Source organism: Gammaproteobacteria bacterium, assembly GCA_028817225.1.
GTDB lineage: Bacteria > Pseudomonadota > Gammaproteobacteria > Poriferisulfidales > Oxydemutatoraceae > Oxydemutator.
In genome coordinates, this window is sequence record JAPPQC010000054.1 from 1 (window position 1) to 20,794 (window position 20,794).

The following is a 20,794-nucleotide window of genomic DNA, read 5'->3' on the forward strand; positions in this document are numbered from 1 at the left end:
CACCCCGCCACAAACCAGAGGCCGCGCCCGCAGCGCGGCCTCTATTGCTTCACTTCAATCTCGTAGATGGCCGGCCAGTTTTTGCCGGTGACGAACAGGCGGCGTGCTTTGCTGTCCCAGGCGATGCCGTTGGCGACGCCCGCCTGCACCTGTTCGCGGGCTTTGCGGAACAGCGGCGTCAAGTCCAGTTCGGCCTGCACGACGCCGTCTTGCGGGTTGATGACGACGACGCGGCTGCTCAGGTACACATTGGCGTACACGCGGCCCTCAATCCACTCCAGTTCGTTCAGACGTTTGACCGGGCGGGCGCCGTCGGTCACCGTTATGCGCCGCACCTCGCTGAAATCGGCGGGGTCGCGGAAACTCAACTCCGCCGAGCCGTCGCTCATGATCAGATGGCGCCCGTCGTGCGTCAGCCCCCAGCCCTCGCCGCTGTACGACATCGTGCCCGCTGGTTCCAGCGTGGCGGCGTCGTAGAGCAGCGCCTGCCCCGCGCGCCAGGTCAACTGGTAAAGACGCTCGCCGACCAGCGCCAGCCCCTCGCCGAACAGGTGGTCGGCCAGCGCGCGCTCCTGCCGCACCTCGCCGCTTTCAAGGTCGAGAATCGCGACCGATGATTGCCGGTAACGCCCGCTGCTTTCCATCAGCGCGCCGTCGTGCACAACCAGCCCCTGCGTGAAGGCGCGAACGCGGTGCGGGAAAGTGCCGACGACGGTGTAGTCGAGCGAAACCGGCGCGGCGCCCGCCCCGGCCACCGCCGCCAGCCAGCACAGCAAAACCAGGCAGATTTTTGTCGGACCTTTCATCGAGCCTTCCGTCGGCCTTTCATTCGGCCTCTCGCCAAGCCTTTCATCCGGTCTTGCGCCGGGCCTCGCCGGGAACCTTCCGCCGGGGCTTTCATCAAACCCTTTGTCAGACTTCTTGTCGGGCAATCCATCCGCCAATTCTACCAACCCGCCGCGCAATGACATGGAAAATCCGCCAATGCTGGTATAGTGCGCTGCGGGATGCGTAACATAGAAACCCTGATCAGCGCGCAGTACATCGTGCCGGTGAGGCCGCGCGGCGAGGTGCTGCACGACGGCGCCGTGGCGGTGGACAAGGGCCACATCGTCGGCGTGATGCCGCGCCTGCAAGCGCTGGAAAAATTCCGCGCCGAAGAGCAGGTGCACCTTGCGCGCCACATCCTGCTGCCCGGGCTGATTAACGCCCACACCCACTCGCCGATGAGTCTGTTCAAGGGCGTCGGCGGCGGGCTGCCGATGCGGCGCTGGCTGCACGAGTGCATCTTCCCGCTGGAGCGCGACTTCCTGACGCCGCAGTTCGTGCGCGACGGCGCCGAACTCGCCATCGCCGAGATGATACGCGGCGGCGCCACCTGCTTCAACGACATGTATTACTTCCCGGAGGACATCATTGATGTCGCCTGCCACGCGCGCATCCGCATCTGCTGCGGCCTGACAGTGCTTGAGTTTGCAACCGCCTACGCCGCCGGCGCCGACGAATACATCGGCAAGGGGCTTGAGGTGCGCGACCAGTACAAGGACGACGGGCGCGTTCACTTCATGTTCGCGCCGCACGCGCCCTACACGGTGTCGGACAAGACGCTGATGCGCATCCGCACTTACAGCGACGAACTCAACCTGCCGGTGCACATCCACCTGCACGAGACCGCCGGCGAGATTGCCGACAGCATCAAGGAATTCGGCGTGCGCCCGATGGCGCGGCTCGACCAACTCGGGCTGGTTACGCCGGCGCTGCGCGCCGTCCACATGACGCAACTGACGGAGGATGAAATTGCGCTGCTCGCCGAGCGCAACGCGCAGGTCCTGCACTGCCCCGAATCAAACATGAAACTGGCGTCCGGCATCTGCCCGGTGCGAACGCTGCTGGAGCACGGCGTCAATGTCGCGCTCGGCACCGACGGCGCGGCCAGCAACGACGACCTTGATATTCTCGGCGAGATGAGAACCGCCGCACTGCTGGCCGGTGTTGCCGGCGGCGGCGGCAAAGGCGTCGGCAGCAATAACAACGGCGACGGTAGCAGCAACGATGGCAACAGCGGCAACGGTGACAGCGCCAGCGGCAGTGGCGACAGCGACAACGCCGTCTTCAACCCCGCCACCGCGCTCGAAATGGCCACCATCAACGGCGCCACCGCGCTCGGCCTCGGCGAGGTTGTCGGCTCCATCGAGAAAGGCAAGGCGGCGGATTTTGCGGCGGTTCAATGCGACGGCATTGAAGCCGTGCCGGTGTACGACGCCATCGGCCACCTGGTCTATTCGGCCAGCCGCAGCGAGGTCAGCGATGTCTGGATTGCCGGGCAGCGCGTGCTGCGCGACCGCGTTCTGACTACAATAGACGAACAGGCGCTGCTGAAAAAAAGCGCCGGGTGGCGGCGCAAGATCGCCGTCGCCGCGGCGCGGGCGCGCCAGCCAAACCAAGCGACGCAATGAACACCAACATTGACCCCGCCGAACTCGGCAAATTCGAGGCCAGCGCGTCGCGCTGGTGGGACGCCGGCGGCGAATTCAAGCCGCTGCACATCATCAACCCGCTGCGCCTCGACTACATTGACGAGCGCGCGCCGCTCAGCGGGCGGCGCGTGCTCGACGCCGGCTGCGGCGGCGGCCTGCTGAGCGAGGCGATGGCGAAACGCGGCGCCGCCGTCACCGGCATTGACCCGGGCCGCACGGCCATCGAGGTCGCGCAACTGCACGCGCGCGAATCGCAACTCGACATCGCCTACCTGTGCACCGACACCGGGCAACTGGCTGACGAACAACCGGCGCAATACGACACCGTAACCTGCATGGAACTGCTGGAACATGTGCCCGACCCGGCGGCGCTGGTGCGCGCCTGCGCGCAACTCGCAAAGCCGGGCGGCGATGTGTTTTTCTCGACCATCAACCGCAGCCCGAAAGCCTGGCTGCTGGCCATTGTCGGCGCCGAATATGTGCTCGGCCTGCTGCCGAAAGGCACGCACGACTACCACAAACTGCTGCGCCCGTCGGAACTGGAGGAATTCGCGCGCAGCGCCGGCCTCGCCGTCCGCGACCTCTCCGGCATGCGCTACAACCCGCTGACAAACACGCCGTCGCTGGTCTCCGATGTCGGCGTCAACTATCTCGTGCATTGCCGCAAAGAAACATGACGCGCGCGGTGCTGTTCGACCTCGACGGCACGCTGGCCGACACCGCCGACGACCTCGCCGCCGCGCTGAACCGCCTGCTGCAAGAGCAACAGCGCCCCGAAAAACCGGCGGCGGTGCTGCGCCGCGAGGCGTCGCGCGGCGCGCGCGCGATGGTGCGGGCGGGCTTCGGCAATTCAACCGGCGACGACGAATTCGAACAACTGGTGTCGCGCTTTCTGACCATTTACGCGGCGCATCTGCACGACCGCACGCGCCTGTTCCCGGCGGTTGAGCAAACACTGCAAACGCTGCGCGGCAACGGCGTGCGCTGGGGCGTCGTCACCAACAAGGGCGGCCACCTGGCCGAGCCGCTGCTGCGCTATCTCGGCATTCTGGAGGCGGCGGACTGCCTCGTGTACGGCGACACGACAAGCCACAAGAAACCGTCGCCGGAACCGCTGCTGTTCGCCGCGCGCGAACTCGGCCTGGAAACGCGCGACTGCGTCTATGTCGGCGACGACCTGCGCGACATCGAGGCGGCGCGCGCCGCCAACATGCCGGTGCTGGCCGCGGCCTGGGGCTACCGCCCGCAAGAAGAGGACATCACGCAATGGGACGCCGACGGCGTGCTCGACAGCGTCGCCGAACTGATTCCGTGGCTTGAAACGCGCGCTGGCTGACACCGGTGGAAGTTAGCAACCAGTTCGGGGACACATAACAGAAGCCTCTCATTGAGCACAGCAAATATCCCGAATTGCTTGTTAGTTGCTTTCTTCAAGGGATTGAAGATACATCTCAACCTCCTTCCTCATTTTTTCCAGAACGCCCTTTTCACTGTCTGGATTATCAAAACCTTCCAGAATTGTTTCCATGGCCAAAGAAGCATATTTTATTTTTGATTTTTTCGTTTTCAGCTTCTCTGCCTTCTCCAAGTGGGCTTTCGCACCATTGGTGTAAAAGTTGGTATTGAACTTTTGGAAACATTCGCTGACAGCATCATCTATCTCCGCCATTGTTTCATGCGTGACAAGCCTCGAATAGTCACATTTTATTTCCTCATAAGAAGATTTCACCAGTGCCATTCGAGACTCTGCTGTTTTTCTCTTTTTACTTGTCAGGGATATTTCAATCGAGTCTCTAAGAATTTGAAGGCGCCTAATCAGAGCAAAATGAGAAAAACTGATTTTTTCAGCGTCACGATTTAATTTTCTTGCCTCATTGGGGGGAAGTTTATTGTGCAATACATACAAAACCAATTCATTAAACTCATCTTCTTCTTGTCGGGCTGACAGGACACTCCAGGCAATTATTCCTATCAAAAAAATAATTCCTATCAGAATAATGCCACCCCATCCTATCCATGCACCCACCAGGGCGACCAAAGCCACAATGCCCAGTATTCCATTTTCATTTTTTTTCATGATTCATTCTTTTCATAAGTGCGTGTTCCAGACAGAGATAATCTGCAACGGAGCATAACAAATCGCTCAGCGAACTGGCGAGCTGATTTTTGTATAAGGCACAGCTCGGCTGAACTCATTAAGGTCGCAGATTGTCCAGAGATATATTTGGGGTAACAGTTATGAAACATCAGGCCATATTTTGTTGATATGCCCAGCCAATGTTGAGGCGCGTTTGGCAATTGCGCTCTCGTCCCAATTTTCCTTTTTGGAAATATCGCGATTCAGCGCAAGCAGGGACCCGGCCAACTGTTCTTTTTTACCCTCCCACGGCCCATTGCTAAGACTGGAGTTCAAGGGGGTTGTTACAAGTGTAAGGTTGCCAAATGTATTTATTAACTGTTGGCGTTTCTGAATAAGTTTCTGAGTTTCCTCATCAAGATGCTCGCCACGCAACTTCTCTAAAGGGCCGTAACTTTCGCTCGGCGCTATAGAGCCATTTGACAATGCCCAGTTTTCTGCCCATTTTCGCGGCATAATATGCTCAATTGAAAGATTAGGCACGGATACATCCTCATCAAACTTATTTCTCATTTCCTTCTCTATGTTCTCAAAAATATATCTGAGCTTCTCTCGGGATATTACCGTATAAGCTTGGGACTGCTCACATGCCAAAAAAACATCTCTGTCATGAGGCATCCTAGACGCATCCCCGCTCAGGGATTGCAACTGATTCATGAACGCTTCGACAATATTTTCTTTCCTTCGCGCTTCACGGATAAGACCTGCGACTATCTTGTTATAGTTTTTAGATGTCAAGCCACATATTTCGCGCCGCACAATATAATTCTCAATGATGGAAAACATCTTGCATTTGCCATCATCATTTACTGAACTGGAGTCAATCCACAGCACCACTGGATGAAAAGAGGACAAATCCCAAGTCCGCAAAACGCTCGCTATGCGGTTGGTAATTGCCCCCTCTGGCCTTTCTTCCAAAGCACGATAAGTTCTCCCGTAATCCAGCAGAACATTCAGTTCGTTTTTCACAGAATCGAATGACCGTTCACGCGCATAGTTTTGGTATTCAGTGGCAATCTTCCTGATATTGACTTCTTTTTCTGTTTCAGCGACCACCACATGAGCAATAAAATGATCGGCCCGGGCTTTCTTGAAACGCCCCTGCTTGACAAGCTTATTCCAGAAATCCTGTTCAAATTCTCTCCATTGCTCATTGAAGAGTTGCTCCTCATCTGCCTCCTCCTTAAGGGCGCGATGGAATATATCGTTTCGGATTAAGTCAAATGGCGCCAGTGGCTCTGCCTTGCCATTAAGAGAGGCGAAAATTTCTTGTGCATCGTCGTTCTCATGCAGATGAATCGTAACTATCCTGAAGCCATTCAAGAAACCACGCATTAGCGCATCAATAACTTTCTCTATGGTTTCCCCTTCTTCCTGATGTCTTATGCGAACAAAGAATAAAATCTCCGCATACAGAAAAAAGTAAGCCTGCAGTAGCTTCGGCACATCCTTGTCTTTTTTTAGCCGGCCATTTTTATAGAAATACTGCTTTTCATGCTGGCGCAATTCTTTTAGTTTGAGGGAGGCGACTTTTTTGTACAGGTCCCTGTCATAGGCGGATGGCCACAATTTAAACCGTTCACGCTCCGGATTACGTGCCGCTTTCCCAAGTGTGTTAAACAGATAGGTGTTTATAGCGTCATCCAAATCATCGTAACCCAGTTCGCGCGCTGCTTCTCTGAGGGAAGCGAGCATTAACTGGAACGTTGTGATGCGTTGTTGCCCATCAACTAAATATCGTTGAGGGATTACGCCAAAACCCGGGCTTTTAGGCTTTGAACAAATTATGGCGCCAAAATAGTGCGGGAATAATGTTGCCCCTTTTAGAATCGCCAGCGTCTGATCCCGCCAGTCTTCCCAAAGGCCAGGTATTTGCTCTCCTTTGCCAGATTTCCAAGCATAATGTCGCTGGTAAACCGGTACCAACCACTGTTGCCTTTCCTGCAAGACTTCGTCCAAAGAATTTACATGTGCGTCCATCTCACCTCCCGCATTACTTTAAAATGACACGACATTTAGTGTTAATCAGACTAATTAATTCTTAATGAAAAACCGGTCAGGACGGCGCAGTGTCGTCCGGCAGGCGCGGGGTGGTGTCCTGCCATTCTTCCGGGAGGGGTTTGGGCGAATGGACGCCAAGATCGCGCAGCATCTCGGTCTGGCGGACGACACTGCCCCTGCCGTCTTTCAGCCGGTTGGCGGCCTGGTCGTAGGCGTCGCGGGCGGCGCCGATGCGCTCGCCGACCTTTGTGAAAGATTCGAGAAACAGCATCACCTTGTCGTACAACTCGCCGCCGCGGTGCGCGATTTTCTCGGCGTTGACATTGCGCCGCTCAACGCGCCACAGGTTGGCGATGGTTCGCAGCGCCAGCAGCAGCGTTGTCGGCGTCGCCAGGATGACGCGGTTTTTCATCGCGTAGTTGGTAATCTCCATGTCCTTCTCCATGACGACGGCGAACGACGCCTCAATCGGCATGAACATGATGACAAAGTCGAGGTTGGCGCCGACGGCGGCGGGGTAGCGCTTGTCGCCGAGGTCGCTGATGTGGCGGCGCACCGCCTGCAAGTGGCGTTGCAGCGCCTGTTCGCGCACCGCCTCGTCTTCGGCGTTGACATACTCGATGAAGTCCGTCAGCGACACCTTGGAATCAATGATGACGCGCTCGTCCGACGCCGGCATCCGCACGATGACATCGGGGCGCAGGCGCTCGCCGTCGCCGCCGGTGACGGACGGCTGGCGGTCGTACTCGTGCCCCTCGCGCAGGCCCGAATTCTCGAGGATGGTCTCAAGCACGCTCTCGCCCCACGCGCCCTGCTTCTGCTTCTCGCCTTTCAGCGCGTGCGTCAGGTCGTTCGCCTCTTTTGAGATTTTCAGCGCCGCGTCGTTCATCGCGTTGAACTGGGTCAGCAGGTTCTGCCGCTCGCGCGCGGTCTCGGTCTTCAGCGTGTCAAACGAGTCCTTGAAGTCGCGGATGTCCTTCTTCAGCGGGTTCAGCAGGTGCCCCATCTCCTCGCGGTTGGTTTCGCGGAAGCGGTCGCTGTGGCGCTGGAACGCATCCTGCGTCAACATCCGCACCGCGTCTTTCATGCGGTTCTCGAACTCGCCCTGCTCCCTGAAACGCTCGGCCTGGCCGCACTTCTCGGTCTCAAGCCGGGCGATGGTGGCGACCTGCTCGCGCCCGCTTTCTTCCGCCGTTTTCAACTTCGCCTCGAGTTCACCGATGCGCGCCTCGCGCCCGGCGGCGGCGCCCGCCAGCGCGGTTTCGGCGGCGGCGGCCTTGTCGGCGCGCGCCTTTTCCTCGGTCATGCGCCAGAACAGCAGCACGCAGCCGCCCAGCGCCAGCACCGCGACAACGCCCAATATCGTCATGAAATCCATCGTGAATGTCCCGCTGTTATGGTAGCACGCCCGTTTCTTATTCGGGTGTGCCGGGCTTGTCGGGCGTATCAGATGTGCCGGGTGTGTTGTGCGTGCCGGGCTTGTCGGATGTGCCGGATTCGCCGGGCTTGCCGGACTCGCCGGACGCGCCGGTGTCCGGGCGGCGTCTCATCTGCGGGAACAGGATGACATCGCGGATGGAAGGCGCGCCGGTCAGCAACATCACCAGCCGGTCAATGCCGATGCCTTCGCCGGCGGTCGGCGGCAGGCCGTATTCAAGCGCCTCGATGTAGTCGGCGTCGTAGTACATGGCCTCGTCGTCGCCGCCGGCGCGTTCGCGCGCCTGCTCGCGGAAGCGCAGGCGCTGGTCGTCGGCGTCGTTCAGTTCCGAGAAGCCGTTCGCAACTTCAAGGCCGGCGATGAACAGTTCAAAGCGGTCGGCCACTTCCGGGGCGTCGTCATTGCGCCGCGCCAGCGGCGACACCGCGGTCGGAAACGCGGTGATGAAGGTCGGCTGCTCCAGGCGCGGCTCAACGGTTTTCTCGAACAACTCCAGTTTCAATTTGGCAACACTGCCGGCGGCGGCGGCATCGCGGACACCAGCATCGGAGGCAACGCCAGCAACAGCGGCGTTTGCGCCGACGCCGACATCAGCCAGCGCCTGCACAAGGCGCGCCGGGTCTTGCAATGCGGCGGCGTCAAGCGCCGGGTTGTGGCGCAGGATGGCGTCGTCGAAGCGCAGTTCGTCAAAAGGGCCGGAGAAGTCGAGGCGCCTGCCGTCAAACTCGACGACCGGGCCGCCGCAAACCTCGTCGCAGACGCGGCGCAGCAGGTCGCCGGTCAGTTGCATCAGGTCGCGGTAGTCGGCGTATGCCTGGTAGAACTCCAGCATCGTGAATTCCGGGTTGTGGCGCGCCGACACGCCCTCGTTGCGGAAGTTGCGGTTGATCTCGTACACCTTCTCCAGGCCGCCGACCACCAGCCGCTTCAAATACAACTCCGGCGCGACGCGCAGGTACAGCGGCATGTCCAGCGCATGGTGGCGCGTGACAAACGGGCGCGCCGCGGCGCCGCCGGGCAGCGGCTGCATCATCGGCGTTTCAACCTCGAGAAAGCCGCGCCGGTTCAGGTCGTCGCGGATGGCGGCGACGATGCACGACCGCTTGCGGAAAATCTCGCGCGCGCCGCCGCCGGCAATCAGGTCGAGGTAGCGTTTGCGGTGGCGCGTCTCGATGTCGGCGAGGCCGTGAAATTTCTCCGGCAGCGGATGCAGCGACTTCACCAGCAGCCGCAAACGCTCGACGCGCACGCTCAACTCGCCGGTTCTGGTGCGCGTAACGAGGCCCACGGCGCCGACGATGTCGCCGACATCCAACGTCTTGAAGCGCCGGTAATCATCGTCGCCGGCGACGGCGGCGCTCAGCATCAACTGAATGTCGCCGCTCATGTCGCGCAGCACCGCGAAACTGGTCTTGCCCATGACCCGCTTGCCGACCAGGCGCCCGGCGACGCGCACGCGGGTTTGCGCGGCCTCCAGCGCGTCCCGGTCGAGCGCGCCGCAGTCGCGGTGCAGGTCGGCGGCGACGGCGTCGCGGCGGAAGTCGTTCGGGTAGGCGCCGCCTTCGGCGCGCAACGCCTCCAGTTTACGGCGGCGCTCGGCGGACAATTTGTCGGTGTCACCGCCCATTCAGAACCCCCGCTTCAGGTTGCCTGCGCCGCCGCCCATCCGAATCCTCTGCTTCAAGTTGCCGCTGTCGCCGCCCATTCAAACCCCCTGCTTCAAACTCTTCTCGATGAAAGGCGTGATGTCGCCGTCGAGCACCGCCTGCGTGTTGCCGGTCTCGTGGCCGGTTCGCAAGTCCTTGATGCGCGACTGGTCGAGCACATACGAGCGTATCTGGCTGCCCCAGGCGATGTCGGCCTTGGCCTCCTCGATGGACTGCTGTTCGCCGCGCTTCTTGCGCATCTCGAGTTCGTAGAGTTTGGCCTTCAACTGCTTCATCGCCATGTCGCGGTTCTTGTGCTGCGAGCGGTCGTTCTGGCACTGCACGACGATGTTCGTCGGCAGGTGGGTGATGCGCACCGCCGACTCGGTCTTGTTCACATGCTGGCCGCCGGCGCCGCTCGCGCGATAGACATCCACGCGCAGGTCGGCGGGGTTGATCTCAATCTCAATCTCGTCGCTGACTTCCGGCGACACGAACACCGCCGCAAACGAGGTGTGGCGGCGGTTGCCGGAATCAAACGGCGATTTCCGGACCAGGCGGTGCACGCCGGTCTCGGTGCGCAACCAGCCGTAGGCGTAGTCGCCCTTCACATTGACGGTCGCGCTCTTGATGCCGGCGACCTCGCCGGGCGACGCCTCGATGACCTCGGCGGCGAAGGCCCTTGATTCGGCCCAGCGCAGATACATCCGCAGCAGCATCTCGGCCCAGTCCTGCGCCTCGGTGCCGCCCGAACCGGCGGTGATGTCGAGAAATGCGTTGTTGAGATCGCTGTCGCCGGCGAACATGCGCCGGAATTCCATGTCGGCGACCTCGTCGGCCAGTTCGCCGAGGTCGCCCTCTATCAGCGCGGCGGTGTCGGCGTCGTCTTCCTCCTCGGCCAGCGCCAGCAGTTCGCCGCTGTCGCCGAGGCGTTTTTCAAGCGAATCAATGCCGCGGAGGACGCGCTCCAGCGCGACGCGCTCCCTGCCGAGTTGCTGCGCGCGGTCGGCGTCCTGCCAGACACCGGGGTCTTCCAGTTGGCGGATGATTTCCTCGTAACGGGCGCGCTTGTTATCGTAGTCAAAGATACCCCCTCAGCGCCCGGGTGCGCTCGACCAGGTCACGAAGGCTGTGTTTGATCGGGTTGATTTCCATGCGCGGGCGCCCTCAGGCGACGATGTTTTCGGTGATCAGTTCGCGCGCCTTTGCGCGGTCGTCCACCGACAGCGCCACCGTCGAGTAATTGCCGCGGCGGCTCAGTATGTGGATGCTGCGAATGCGGATGCCGGCGTTGCTCAGCCGCTCGGCCACCCTGGCGAGCGCGCCCGGCTCGTCGCGCAACTGGATGATCAGCGCGTCGTCAATGACCGCCTTGAACGACTCGCGCCGCAGCACGCGCAGCGCCTCGTCGGACTGGTCGGTGCTCAGCACAATCAGGCCGTGGGCGCCGTGGCTGTCGGCGTCGAGGGTTTCGATGTTGATGTCGTTGTCGGCGAGCACGCGGCTGATTCTGGCGATGACGCCGGTGCCCTCCTCGACGACGATGACAATTCTTTTCATGAGCAATCCCCCTGTTGCAGCGCCAGCGCGCAGTCGGCGACAATCGCGTCCACCGTGTCGCGGGTGACATGCGGCATCGTGATAATGTGCGCGATGTCGCGGTAAACCGCAATCTGCCATTTTTCCGTGACGCTCTTCGGCGGCCTCGGAAACACCACCGTCAGCGAATTCTTGTGGCGCCACGCCGGTATTCCGTTGTCGTCGAAACGCGCCACCGCGTAGTCGGCGACCGCCAGCGCGGCGGCGACCGTCTGCCGGAAACCGGACAGGCCGTTGCGTTTCAGCGCGTACCATAATATCAAAGGCGTGAACGCATTGCGCGAGCCGGACAGCGTGGTGTCGAGAACGCCGACATACTCGATGGCGCGCGAGATGCGCGCGACGGAATCGCGCTTCGCCAGCACGATGCCGCACGGCAGCGGCGCGCCGATCATCTTGTGGCCGCTGACGGCGACGCTGTGGTAGCCGTCCTCGAAGCGGTGGGGCTGCGGCTCGTCAACGAACGGCAGTATCATGCCGCTCAGCGCGGCGTCGGCGTGGATGTAGTAGTCGGTCATCGCGAGGTCCCTGAAAATCCCGCGGATGCGGCGCACATCGTCCACCGCGCCCTTCATCGTCGTGCCGATGTTGGCGAGCACGATGCCGGGAACATCGCGGTGGATGCGCACCGTCTCACGGAGGTCGTCGTAATCTATCTCGCCGTTTTCGCGGCTTTTGATCATGATGCTGCGCGTGTTCAGGATGTGCATCGTCTTGAGCACGCTGTAATGCGTGTCTTCGGAGAAATACACCAGGCCGTCCGGGTACAGTTCGCGCGCCAGATAGAGGCCGTACATGTTGCCCTCGGTGCCGCCGTGGGTGACATAGCCCCAGCAGCGGTCCGGCTCCATGCCCATCAGGTAGGCGAAGCCGTTGACGACCTCGCGCTCGAATTCGTGCGTGTTGACCCAGAAGTTGCTGTTGTGGAACGGGTCGCCGACATTGTTGATGGACAGGCCCAGAAAGCGGTACAGTTCCGAGTAATCAAACAACTGGTTGCAGGGGTAGCCGGCCTGGGTGGCGGCGGCGTCTTGCAGGTGGCGGTGGAGTTCGTCCAAGCGCTGTGTCACCTGGTCGGGCGTTTTGCGGGCGGTGTCCATGGGAGTCTATTATAATGGAAGCGCGCACCGCGCCCGCCACCCCCGACCCCATGTCCGACCCCATGCCTGACACTTCCGACCAGACCGAGCACATCCTGTTTCTGACCGGCAAACTCGCGCGCCCAAGCCTGCTGAAGGTGCTGGAACAGATGCAGCCCGGCGAATTCACCTACACCGTGCGCGATTTGGGGTTGAATGTCGCGGCGCTGATGACGATGGCGGTTATCGAGCGCCGCCTGACCGACACCTTCGGCGCCGACCGCATCGTGCTGCCGGGGCGGTTTCGCGGCGACCTCGACGCGCTGGCGGCGCGCTTCGGCGTTCCGTTTGAGCGCGGGCCGGACGACCTGAAGGATTTGCCGGCGTTCTTCGGCAAAGAGGGGCGCAAGCGCGACCTGAGCCGTTACGACATCCGGATTTTCGGCGAGATTGTGGACGCGCCCGACCTTTCGCCCGAAGCCGTCGTGGAGATGGCGCGCGTGCAGCGCGCCGACGGCGCCGATGTGGTGGATTTGGGGTTTTTGCCGGACACGCCGTTTCCGCACCTGAAAGACACGATTGCGCTGCTGAAAGAGGACGGCTTTGAAGTCAGCGTTGATTCGCTTGACGGCGCGCAACTGCTGGACGCGGCGCAAAGCGGCGCCGACTATCTGCTGAGCCTGAAGCGCGAGACGCTGTGGGTGGCCGACGAGACCGACGCGACGCCGATACTGATTCCGGATACGCCGCGGCAACTGGAAACGCTTTATGAATGCATGGACGCGCTGATTGCCAAAGGCAGGCGCTTTATCGCCGACCCGATTCTTGAGCCGATACACTGCGGTTTCAGCGATTCGCTGGCGCGCTACCACCAAACGCGGCGCGACTACCCCGGCGCCGAGATGATGATGGGCATCGGCAACCTGAGCGAACTGACGCACGCCGACAGCGCCGGCGTCAACGCGCTGCTGATTGGGGTGGCGTCGGAACTTCGCATCGGCCATATACTGACGACGCAGGTCAGCGAGCACTGTTGCAAGGCGATACGCGAGATTGACGCGGCGCGGCGCATCATGTTCGCCGCGCGCGAGGACAGCACGCCGCCGACCGGCTTCGACAACCGCCTGATGATGCTGCACGAACGCAAGCCCTTTCCCTACGACGACGACGAGATTGCGGCGTTTGCGGCGGGCGTTACCGACGCGGGCTTCCGGATACAGGTCAGCGAGAGCGGCATCCATGTATATAATCGCGACTTGCACAAGACCGCCGCCGACCCTTTTGAGTTCTACCCGGAACTGGATGTCGGGGACGACGGCGGGCACGCTTTTTATCTCGGCGTTGAACTGGGGCGCGCGCAAATCGCCCACCTTCTCGGCAAACGCTACAACCAGGACGAGGAACTGGACTGGGGCTGCGCCGTCGAGAAAAAGCAGGAGGACTTGACCCGGTTCAAGGAGGCGGGGGTGACATTGAAGGACAGCAAGAAGAAGAAACGCGGCAGGCGCGCCGCCGCGAAGCGCGAACAAAAACCATGCTGATATACGAATCCATTGTGACCACCCGCAACGAGGACGGCACAACGCACCTCGCGCCGATGGGCGTGTGGGCCGACGGCGACGAGCGCGTGCTGGCGCCGTTCCGGCCCTCAATTACGCTGGACAATCTGCGGCGCGAACGCTGCGCCGTTATCAACCGCAGCGACGATGTGCGGATTTTTGCGGGCTGTCTGTGCGGGCGGCGCGACTGGCCGCTGTGCGACGCCGACCAGTTGCCGCTGCAAAGGCTGGACGGCGCGCTGAGCCACAGCGAAGTGGAAGTGGTGGACATCCGCGAAGACGATGTGCGCCCGCAGTTCATCTGCGAGACGCTGCACGAGGCCGGCCACGCGCCGTTCGCCGGTTTCAACCGCGCGCAGGCCGCGGTGATTGAAATGTGCATCCTGGCCAGCCGCCTCGACCGGCTTGAGGCCGACAAGGTGGCGCGGGAGATTCAATACCTGAGAATCGCCATCGAGAAAACCGCCGGCGAACACGAGCGCGAGGCGTGGGACTGGCTGATGACGATGGTGGAGGAACATCGCAGCGGCAGGCGCGGGAGTGGCGGCAAGGCCGGCGGCAAAATCGGTGGCAAGGCTGGCGGGAAGTCCGGCGGGAAGGCCAGCGGCAAGTCCGGTGGTGAGTCCGGCGGCAAGGCTGGCGCCAAGTCCAGTGACAAGACCGGCGGCAAGTCCAGCGCCAAGACCGGCGGCAAATCCGGTGCCAAACGCACTGTCAAGCGCGGCGCGGCGGCGGGCAGACGGAAGGCGTCCGGATGACCGGGCTGCTCGCCAGCGTTCGCAGCGTTGAGGAAGCGAACATCGCGCTGCAAACGCCGATAGACATTCTGGATATGAAAGAGCCGTCGGCGGGCGCCCTCGGCGCGCTGGATGCAGATGTGATTCGCGCGATTGTCGAAGTGGCGCACGGGCGCTGCACGACGAGCGCGACGGCGGGCGATTTGCCGCCGCAAGGCGATGTGATGGCGCAGCGCGTGCGCGAGGTCGCGGCGCTTGGCGTGGATTATGTGAAGGTCGGGTTGTTCGGGCCGCGTTATCTGGAGAAGTGCCTGCCGGTGCTGCGCGATGCGGCGCGGGAAACGCAACTGGTGGGGGTTTTGTTCGCCGACCGGCTGGCCGATTTCGAGGGGCCGTGCCGGTTGCTGAAAGCCGCCGGCTTTGCCGGCGTGATGGTGGACACGGCGGACAAGACCAACGGCTCGGTGCGCCGCTGCGCCGACGACGATGCGCTGAAACGCTTTGTGAACGCGGCGCGCGAATGCGGCCTGCTGTGCGGCATCGCCGGCTCGCTCGGCGTGGATGACATCGAGCCGCTGCAAAAGATGGGGCCGGATTACCTGGGCTTTCGCACGGCATTGTGCGAAGGCGGCGAACGCGGCGGCAAGGTGTCGGCGGCGGCGATTGGCCGGGCGCTGGAGAAAGTGAGCAACGGCGCGGCGGCATGAGGAAGGCGACATGAGCAGCATCAAAAGCAATTCGGCGCTGATTTACGGCCTGATTGTTCTGGTGGCGCTGGCGCGGGTTGTGCCGCATCCGTGGAATGTCGCGCCCATCGGGGCGCTGGGGTTGTTTTCCGGCGCTTATATTCCGGCGCGGTGGGCGTGGGCGCTGCCGCTGATTGCGCTGCTGCTGGGGGATGTGTTTCTCGGCCTTTACCATCCGGTTGTGATGCTGTTTGTTTATCTGGGGTTTGCCGGCAGCGCCGTTTGCGGGCGTGTTTTTCTGCGCCGGCGACGCAGCGCTTCCCGGTTTGGCGGCGCGATTGGCAGCGCGGCGTTGTTGTTTTACCTCCTGTCCAATTTCGGCATGTGGATTGTCTATTATCCGCACACTTGGGAAGGGCTGATTGCCTGTTATGTCAATGCGCTGCCTTTTCTGCTGAAGAGTTTGATGGGCGATGTGCTTTATTGCGCGCTGCTGTTCGGGAGTTACGAGGCGGCGGTGCGGTTTGGCGTGGGTGCGCGTGTGGCGAAGCAGTCTGCTGATTCATAAGTGAAGATTGGGGTATTGTTTTTCTCATGCCTACTTTGACTTGGCTGACCCGCGATGACGACATCAAGGCTGCTGACAAAGTTCCCTACCGCCTGCTGGAGGCGGTGCCAAAGTTGGACGGCGGCGGTAAGAGCGACCGCAGTGAAAATCTGTTGATTCAGGGTGACAACCTGCATGCGCTGAAAGCGTTGCTGCCCTACTACGCCGGGCGCGTGAAGTGTATTTTTATTGACCCGCCTTACAACACGCGAAAGGATTTTACGCATTACGACGACAATCTGGAGCACACGCAGTGGCTGGAGATGATGTACCCGCGCCTTGAGTTACTGCGCGCTTTGCTGGCTGAAGATGGCTCCATCTGGGCAATTATTGACGATGATGAGGGGCATTATCTCAAAGTAATTATGGATGAGATTTTCGGGCGCAAAAATTTTGTGGCGAATGTGGTTTGGAAGAAAAAGCACACCCGCGCTAACGACGCACGATGGTTCAGTGACAACCATGACCACCTTATTGTCCACGCCAAGAATAAAGATGTGTGGAAAATTAATCCTTTGCCGCGCACAGAAGCACAAGATAAAATTTTTACAAACCCCGACAACGACCCCAGGGGTGTTTGGGCTTCTGGCCCCTGCCATGTAAAAACTCCGAACGAAAAAGACATCTATCCCATACAAACCCCGGGTGGCCGAGTTGTTAATCCCCCTAAGGGAACAAGTTGGAGATATGCAAAGGAGAAATTTCAGGAGCTGGTACAAGATAACCGGATTTATTTTGGGAAAAGCGGAAAAAATATACCAAGATACAAAAGATTCCTGAGCGAGGTCAGGAGAGATGTTGTCCCGGTAACTTTATGGCATCACAGCGAAGTCGGCCACAATCAAGATGCAAAAGAAGAAGTCAAGGCATTTAACATCGACGACGTTTTCTCAACACCCAAACCGGAAAAACTCATTCAGCGTGTCCTTCAACTCGCCACCAACGAAGGTGACTGGGTGCTGGATTCTTTTCTTGGCTCCGGTACCACCGCCGCCGTCGCGCACAAAATGAGGCGGCGGTGGATTGGCATTGAGATGGGCGACCATGCGCGCACTCACTGCATCCCACGTTTAGAAAAAGTCATCGCTGGCGAGCAGGGCGGGATTTCCAGTGCGGTGGACTGGAAAGGCGGCGGCGGTTTCGGCTTTTATAAACTCGGCGCGGAAGTGTTCACCGCCGACGGCAAAATCAACCCCGACATCACATTCCCCACTCTCGCTGCCCATGTGTGGTTCTGCGAAACCGGCACGCCGTGGAGTGGCGAGCCGCAGGGCGCATTCCTCGGCGTGCACGGCGACACCGGCTACGCACTGCTTTACAATGGCGTCCTCGGCGACCGCCGAGTGAACGGTGGCAATGTGCTAACCCGCCAGACGCTGGACGCCATCCGCAAATCGGCGGGGAAATTTTCCGGCACGCTGGTAATCTACGCCGCCGCCAACCGCTTCGGCAATGATTTTCTGAAACGCGAAAACATCCACTTCAAGCAAACCCCTTACGAAATCAAGGTATGGTGAAATGCAGTTGAAAAACTACCAGAAGACGGCACTGGCAAAGCTGGAGAAGTTTTTGACTCGTGCTCAGTTGCTCGGCGCGGCGCAGGCGTTTGAGGAGGTGGCACCGGGCGATGACAACCCATACGGTGGACACTACACGCCGCTTGCAGGCATTGCCGATTGCCCGTATGTGTGCCTGCGGCTGCCAACCGGTGGCGGTAAAACGCTGCTAGCGGCGCTCAGCATTGCCAAGGTCGCGCGCTATCTGCAGCGGGAATTTCCGGTGGTGTTGTGGATGACTCCCAGCGAGATTATTTGCCAGCAAACGGTAGAGGCATTGAAGAGTCCGTGCCATCCCTACCGTGCAGCGATGGACGCCGATTTTGGCGGGCGAGTGGAAGTATGGGACATAGGACAATGGCAACAAATTCGCCCGCAGGACATGAGCGAGCGAGCATGCATTGTGGTCAGCACCATTCAGGCGCTGCGCATTACTGACACCGACAAAAGAAAAGTTTACGCGCACAATGAAAACCTGGAGCCGCATTTTCAGCGGTTTGCACACGACGGCCTGAAACTGGAAAAGGACAACGGCAGGGTTAAATTTTCCTTTGCCAACCTACTGCATATTCACCGGCCTGTAGTGATTGTGGATGAGGCGCACAACGCTGTAACCAAGTTGTCATCGGAATTGCACGAGCGGCTTCGCCCCTCGTGCATCATTGAATTCACTGCCACCCCGCGCGATAGCAGAGGAAGGCAAATGCACAATGTGCTGGTGAATGTTCCCGCCACCGCTTTGCGCGATGAGGAGATGATTAAACTCCCCATTGAGTTAACCGAACATAAAACCTGGCAGGATGCAGTGAACGGTGCTGTTACAACCCGCCAGCGGCTTGCGAAAATTGCGCGGGATGAAAAAGAGCAGATTCGTCCGGTGGTCTTGTATCAGGCACAGAGCCGAAACAACGAAGTAACAGTGGATGCGCTGAAAAAACACTTGATAGAAAACGAAAGAATTGCAGAGGAAAAAATTGCCGTAGCCACCGGCGAACAGCGCGAGCTGGATGATATAGACATCAATGACCCGCAATGCCAGATTGAACATGTGATTACAGTGCAGGCACTGAAAGAGGGTTGGGACTGCCCTTTTGCCTATGTATTGTGCACTGTCGCCAATGTAAGAAGCGCAACCAATGTGGAACAGTTACTCGGACGGGTGATGCGGATGCCGTTTGCGAAACAACGCAACCGCAGAGAACTCAACCGCGCCTACGCCCATGTACCGGAAACACAGTTTTCCCATGCCGCTCACACCTTGCGCGATAAACTCGTGGGGAAAATGGGTTTTGAGCAAGACGAAGCGGATAACGCAGTGCAATTTCCATTCTCGGGCTGGCTGGAGGGCACGGGAGAACAAACCGAACCACAGCCGGAACAGATTACAGTAGATACCACACCTGATTTTTCCGGTTGCACTGAAAAAGAACGCAAAGCGGCGGAACAAGCAGTGGAAGTTCAGCAACAGGACGACGGGAAAGCGACCGTGGTTGTCAAGGGAGAAATTTCTCCGGCAATACAAGAGGCCATTGTGGAGGCCGTTACAAAGCCGGATGAACAAAAAGGAATCCGCGTCCGGCTGCGAAGGAAAAATCTGGAGTTTCAGATTTCTTGTTCACCGGCGCGGCGCGGTGAAAAATTCAGCCCGTTGCCACAGTTGTTTTTCATTTTTGACAAGCGTGAGCTGGAGGCATCACCGGAAAATATTGAGTCAGTGATGAAATGGAATCCTCTGGAGCAGGATTACATCTTGTCCGCAAGCGAATTCAGCATTAAGGAAACAGCCGAAAGTTTCCAGATTGATTATTTTCACGACGCCGGCACAGTAGAGAAGTTAGGAATCAGAGAGACCGGACAATGGAAAGAACCGGAATTTATGGGAATGCCGGATCCATGGGATGAAAGCAAACTTGTGCACTGGCTTGAAAGAGAAATTCGCACTGGCTACTTGACACAAGAAGTTCTGGAGAAGGTCGCAGGGGAAAATGTGAAAGCACTCCTTGAGCGGAAGCATACTCTGGAAAATCTCTTGCGCTTTAAGCATTTGCTCGCAAGGGCTTTGCAAGAAAAACTGAAGAAGTTGCGCGATGAAGCAAAGACAAGAAACTACCAGCAAGTTCTGTTTGGCACGCCTGCATCGGTGCATAAATTGAAGTTTGAATTCAGACCTGACCCATCAACCTATGAATACAACTTTACCTATGAAGGCCCGTACAAATTCAAGAAGCATTACTACGGCCCTGTCGGTGATTTGAAAGGCAGTGGTGAAGAGTATAACTGCGCCATTGAACTGGATAAAATGCCGGAAATCCGGCACTGGATTAGAAATGTGGGCCGCAAGCCAAGCTCCTTCTGGCTGCCGTTGTCACACAACAAGTTCTACCCGGATTTCATCGCCGAATTAACGGATGGGCGGCTAATGGCAGTGGAATACAAAGGCGCACATCTCCTGGCCGGCGCCGAGGAAAAAAACCGCATTGGCAAATTGTGGGAGGATGCAAGCGATGGCAAAGCGATATTCGCCATGCCATCACAGCAGGAGGGCGGACCTTCGATTGAAGAACAGGTTCGAGAAAAATTGGGGTAATAGGGGATTAATCCGAATCTCCCGACTTACCTATACCTTTAAGATCAAAACGCCCTAACCGTAACAATTCATTTAGTGCTTTCCTTGAAACATTTTGTGTTTGTAAATCTTCGCTATCCATGCCATAACCGAGAATAGCCTGAGCTGCTTCAGTGGTGATGTAATTATTTTCTTTGGATGCCTGCTTAACTAATTTTACAAAACACTTCACAACGAGATCTGACTCAATACCCAACAGTTCGCCTAATTTAGTGGATTGAGCCCACACCTTGGTTTCTCGCATTTCCACCTTATCCAAGATTCTTGAGTATTGCTCAAGACGCCATTTCGCAGGAAGACATTCCGCTTCCAGCCAAGAGGTAAATTCCTGCAATTCTTCTTGACATTCAACCTTAAGGCGGGATTCAAAAAAATCTAAAAACTTCTTATGGATGTCAGAATCTATAGGTTGTCCACTATTTTTCAGTCGACGACCTACATGACCAAATAAATTTGCCCAAGCCTTGGTATCACTAGCCTGATAATATTTTTCCAACAAACTATCATCACCATGAAGAGGAAATTTCCCCCAACAATAGTAGGTGAAAATACGTTCACCTAAAATACTAATTGAACTGGGGTGAGATTCTTCACTAACCCTTAAGGTGTCAATATTATTGAGTGCATATTCAAATTCAGACCTGAC

17 protein-coding genes and 1 pseudogene are annotated in these 20,794 nt (G+C 58.7%); 9 read left to right on the top strand and 9 right to left on the bottom strand.

Features of this window, described 5'->3' with window-relative positions:
* Positions 1-41: 41 nt before the first annotated feature.
* The gene (locus tag OXU50_07780; GenBank protein MDD9869769.1) at positions 42-806 is read right to left on the bottom strand and encodes a glutaminyl-peptide cyclotransferase; all 765 of its coding nucleotides are present in this window, start codon (positions 804-806) and stop codon (positions 42-44) included.
* A gap of 201 nt (positions 807-1,007) precedes the next feature.
* On the opposite strand from OXU50_07780, the gene OXU50_07785 reads away from it, so the two are divergent.
* Genes OXU50_07785 through OXU50_07795 form a run of 3 tightly spaced genes read left to right on the top strand, consistent with a single transcriptional unit; the run spans position 1,008 to position 3,813 of the window.
* Positions 1,008-2,456, top strand: a complete 1,449-nt coding sequence (locus tag OXU50_07785; protein MDD9869770.1) for an amidohydrolase family protein — start codon at positions 1,008-1,010, stop codon at positions 2,454-2,456.
* Positions 2,453-3,154 (top strand): bifunctional 2-polyprenyl-6-hydroxyphenol methylase/3-demethylubiquinol 3-O-methyltransferase UbiG, encoded by a 702-nt coding sequence (gene ubiG / locus OXU50_07790; GenBank protein ID MDD9869771.1) that lies wholly within the window; start codon positions 2,453-2,455, stop codon positions 3,152-3,154. The genes OXU50_07785 and ubiG overlap by 4 nt, the downstream gene beginning before the upstream one ends.
* On the top strand, positions 3,151-3,813 hold the full coding sequence (locus OXU50_07795; GenBank protein ID MDD9869772.1) for an HAD-IA family hydrolase: 663 nt from the start codon (positions 3,151-3,153) through the stop codon (positions 3,811-3,813). The genes ubiG and OXU50_07795 overlap by 4 nt, the downstream gene beginning before the upstream one ends.
* 81 nt (positions 3,814-3,894) lie before the next feature.
* Here the strand turns inward: OXU50_07795 and OXU50_07800 are convergent, their stop codons facing one another.
* The 7 genes from OXU50_07800 to OXU50_07830 all read right to left on the bottom strand — a co-directional run bounded on the left by OXU50_07800 (position 3,895) and on the right by OXU50_07830 (position 12,398).
* Positions 3,895-4,554, bottom strand: coding sequence for a hypothetical protein (locus OXU50_07800; protein ID MDD9869773.1), 660 nt, complete (start codon positions 4,552-4,554; stop codon positions 3,895-3,897).
* Between the two features lie 159 nt (positions 4,555-4,713).
* The gene (locus tag OXU50_07805; protein MDD9869774.1) at positions 4,714-6,594 is read right to left on the bottom strand and encodes a DUF262 domain-containing HNH endonuclease family protein; all 1,881 of its coding nucleotides are present in this window, start codon (positions 6,592-6,594) and stop codon (positions 4,714-4,716) included.
* A 76-nt stretch (positions 6,595-6,670) separates the two neighbouring features.
* Positions 6,671-7,993, bottom strand: a complete 1,323-nt coding sequence (locus tag OXU50_07810; GenBank protein ID MDD9869775.1) for a DNA recombination protein RmuC — start codon at positions 7,991-7,993, stop codon at positions 6,671-6,673.
* Between the two features lie 37 nt (positions 7,994-8,030).
* Positions 8,031-9,680, bottom strand: a complete 1,650-nt coding sequence (lysS, locus tag OXU50_07815) for a lysine--tRNA ligase (protein ID MDD9869776.1) — start codon at positions 9,678-9,680, stop codon at positions 8,031-8,033.
* 78 nt (positions 9,681-9,758) lie between these two features.
* Positions 9,759-10,854, bottom strand: a protein-coding gene (gene prfB, locus OXU50_07820; protein MDD9869777.1) for a peptide chain release factor 2 whose coding sequence is annotated in 2 segments (ribosomal slippage) — positions 9,759-10,781 and positions 10,783-10,854 — 1,095 coding nt in all. Because the reading frame shifts where the segments join, the coding sequence is not laid out codon by codon here.
* A 12-nt stretch (positions 10,855-10,866) separates the two neighbouring features.
* Entirely contained in the window at positions 10,867-11,259 is a 393-nt protein-coding gene (locus tag OXU50_07825; GenBank protein ID MDD9869778.1) for an ACT domain-containing protein, read from the bottom strand.
* Positions 11,256-12,398 carry a histidine decarboxylase gene (locus tag OXU50_07830; GenBank protein MDD9869779.1) on the bottom strand — a complete coding sequence of 381 codons (1,143 nt, stop codon included), beginning with the start codon at positions 12,396-12,398 and terminating at the stop codon, positions 11,256-11,258. Before OXU50_07830 ends, OXU50_07825 begins: the two co-directional genes overlap by 4 nt.
* Positions 12,399-12,412: 14 nt before the next feature.
* On the opposite strand from OXU50_07830, the gene OXU50_07835 reads away from it, so the two are divergent.
* The 6 genes and pseudogenes from OXU50_07835 (at position 12,413) to OXU50_07860 (ending at position 20,109) form a co-directional block, all read left to right on the top strand.
* Entirely contained in the window at positions 12,413-13,918 is a 1,506-nt protein-coding gene (locus OXU50_07835; protein MDD9869780.1) for a DUF6513 domain-containing protein, read from the top strand.
* Positions 13,915-14,463 (top strand): annotated as a pseudogene (locus OXU50_07840) (DUF447 family protein). The gene OXU50_07835 and the pseudogene OXU50_07840 overlap by 4 nt, the downstream one beginning before the upstream one ends.
* Before the next feature lie 227 nt (positions 14,464-14,690).
* Positions 14,691-15,380 carry a (5-formylfuran-3-yl)methyl phosphate synthase gene (locus tag OXU50_07845; protein ID MDD9869781.1) on the top strand — a complete coding sequence of 230 codons (690 nt, stop codon included), beginning with the start codon at positions 14,691-14,693 and terminating at the stop codon, positions 15,378-15,380.
* A 10-nt stretch (positions 15,381-15,390) separates the two neighbouring features.
* Positions 15,391-15,927 (top strand): hypothetical protein, encoded by a 537-nt coding sequence (locus tag OXU50_07850; protein ID MDD9869782.1) that lies wholly within the window; start codon positions 15,391-15,393, stop codon positions 15,925-15,927.
* Positions 15,928-15,953: 26 nt separating this feature from the next.
* Positions 15,954-17,483, top strand: coding sequence for a site-specific DNA-methyltransferase (locus OXU50_07855; protein MDD9869783.1), 1,530 nt, complete (start codon positions 15,954-15,956; stop codon positions 17,481-17,483).
* Between the two features lies 1 nt (position 17,484).
* Entirely contained in the window at positions 17,485-20,109 is a 2,625-nt protein-coding gene (locus OXU50_07860; GenBank protein ID MDD9869784.1) for a DEAD/DEAH box helicase family protein, read from the top strand.
* A gap of 7 nt (positions 20,110-20,116) precedes the next feature.
* On the opposite strand, the gene OXU50_07865 is transcribed toward OXU50_07860, so the two are convergent.
* A partial coding sequence (locus OXU50_07865; GenBank protein MDD9869785.1) for a hypothetical protein occupies positions 20,117-20,794 on the bottom strand: 678 nt, incomplete at its 5' end.

Excerpts from the sequence above, each read along its gene's own strand:
- OXU50_07780 (MDD9869769.1), bottom strand. The coding sequence starts at position 806 with ATGAAAGGTCCGACAAAAATCTGCCTGGTTTTGCTGTGCTGGCTGGCG.
- OXU50_07785 (MDD9869770.1), top strand. The coding sequence starts at position 1,008 with ATGCGTAACATAGAAACCCTGATCAGCGCGCAGTACATCGTGCCGGTG.
- ubiG (MDD9869771.1), top strand. The coding sequence starts at position 2,453 with ATGAACACCAACATTGACCCCGCCGAACTCGGCAAATTCGAGGCCAGC.
- OXU50_07795 (MDD9869772.1), top strand. The coding sequence starts at position 3,151 with ATGACGCGCGCGGTGCTGTTCGACCTCGACGGCACGCTGGCCGACACC.
- OXU50_07800 (MDD9869773.1), bottom strand. The coding sequence starts at position 4,554 with ATGAAAAAAAATGAAAATGGAATACTGGGCATTGTGGCTTTGGTCGCC.
- OXU50_07805 (MDD9869774.1), bottom strand. The coding sequence starts at position 6,594 with ATGGACGCACATGTAAATTCTTTGGACGAAGTCTTGCAGGAAAGGCAA.
- OXU50_07810 (MDD9869775.1), bottom strand. The coding sequence starts at position 7,993 with ATGGATTTCATGACGATATTGGGCGTTGTCGCGGTGCTGGCGCTGGGC.
- lysS (MDD9869776.1), bottom strand. The coding sequence starts at position 9,680 with ATGGGCGGTGACACCGACAAATTGTCCGCCGAGCGCCGCCGTAAACTG.
- OXU50_07825 (MDD9869778.1), bottom strand. The coding sequence starts at position 11,259 with ATGAAAAGAATTGTCATCGTCGTCGAGGAGGGCACCGGCGTCATCGCC.
- OXU50_07830 (MDD9869779.1), bottom strand. The coding sequence starts at position 12,398 with ATGGACACCGCCCGCAAAACGCCCGACCAGGTGACACAGCGCTTGGAC.
- OXU50_07835 (MDD9869780.1), top strand. The coding sequence starts at position 12,413 with ATGGAAGCGCGCACCGCGCCCGCCACCCCCGACCCCATGTCCGACCCC.
- OXU50_07845 (MDD9869781.1), top strand. The coding sequence starts at position 14,691 with ATGACCGGGCTGCTCGCCAGCGTTCGCAGCGTTGAGGAAGCGAACATC.
- OXU50_07850 (MDD9869782.1), top strand. The coding sequence starts at position 15,391 with ATGAGCAGCATCAAAAGCAATTCGGCGCTGATTTACGGCCTGATTGTT.
- OXU50_07855 (MDD9869783.1), top strand. The coding sequence starts at position 15,954 with ATGCCTACTTTGACTTGGCTGACCCGCGATGACGACATCAAGGCTGCT.
- OXU50_07860 (MDD9869784.1), top strand. The coding sequence starts at position 17,485 with ATGCAGTTGAAAAACTACCAGAAGACGGCACTGGCAAAGCTGGAGAAG.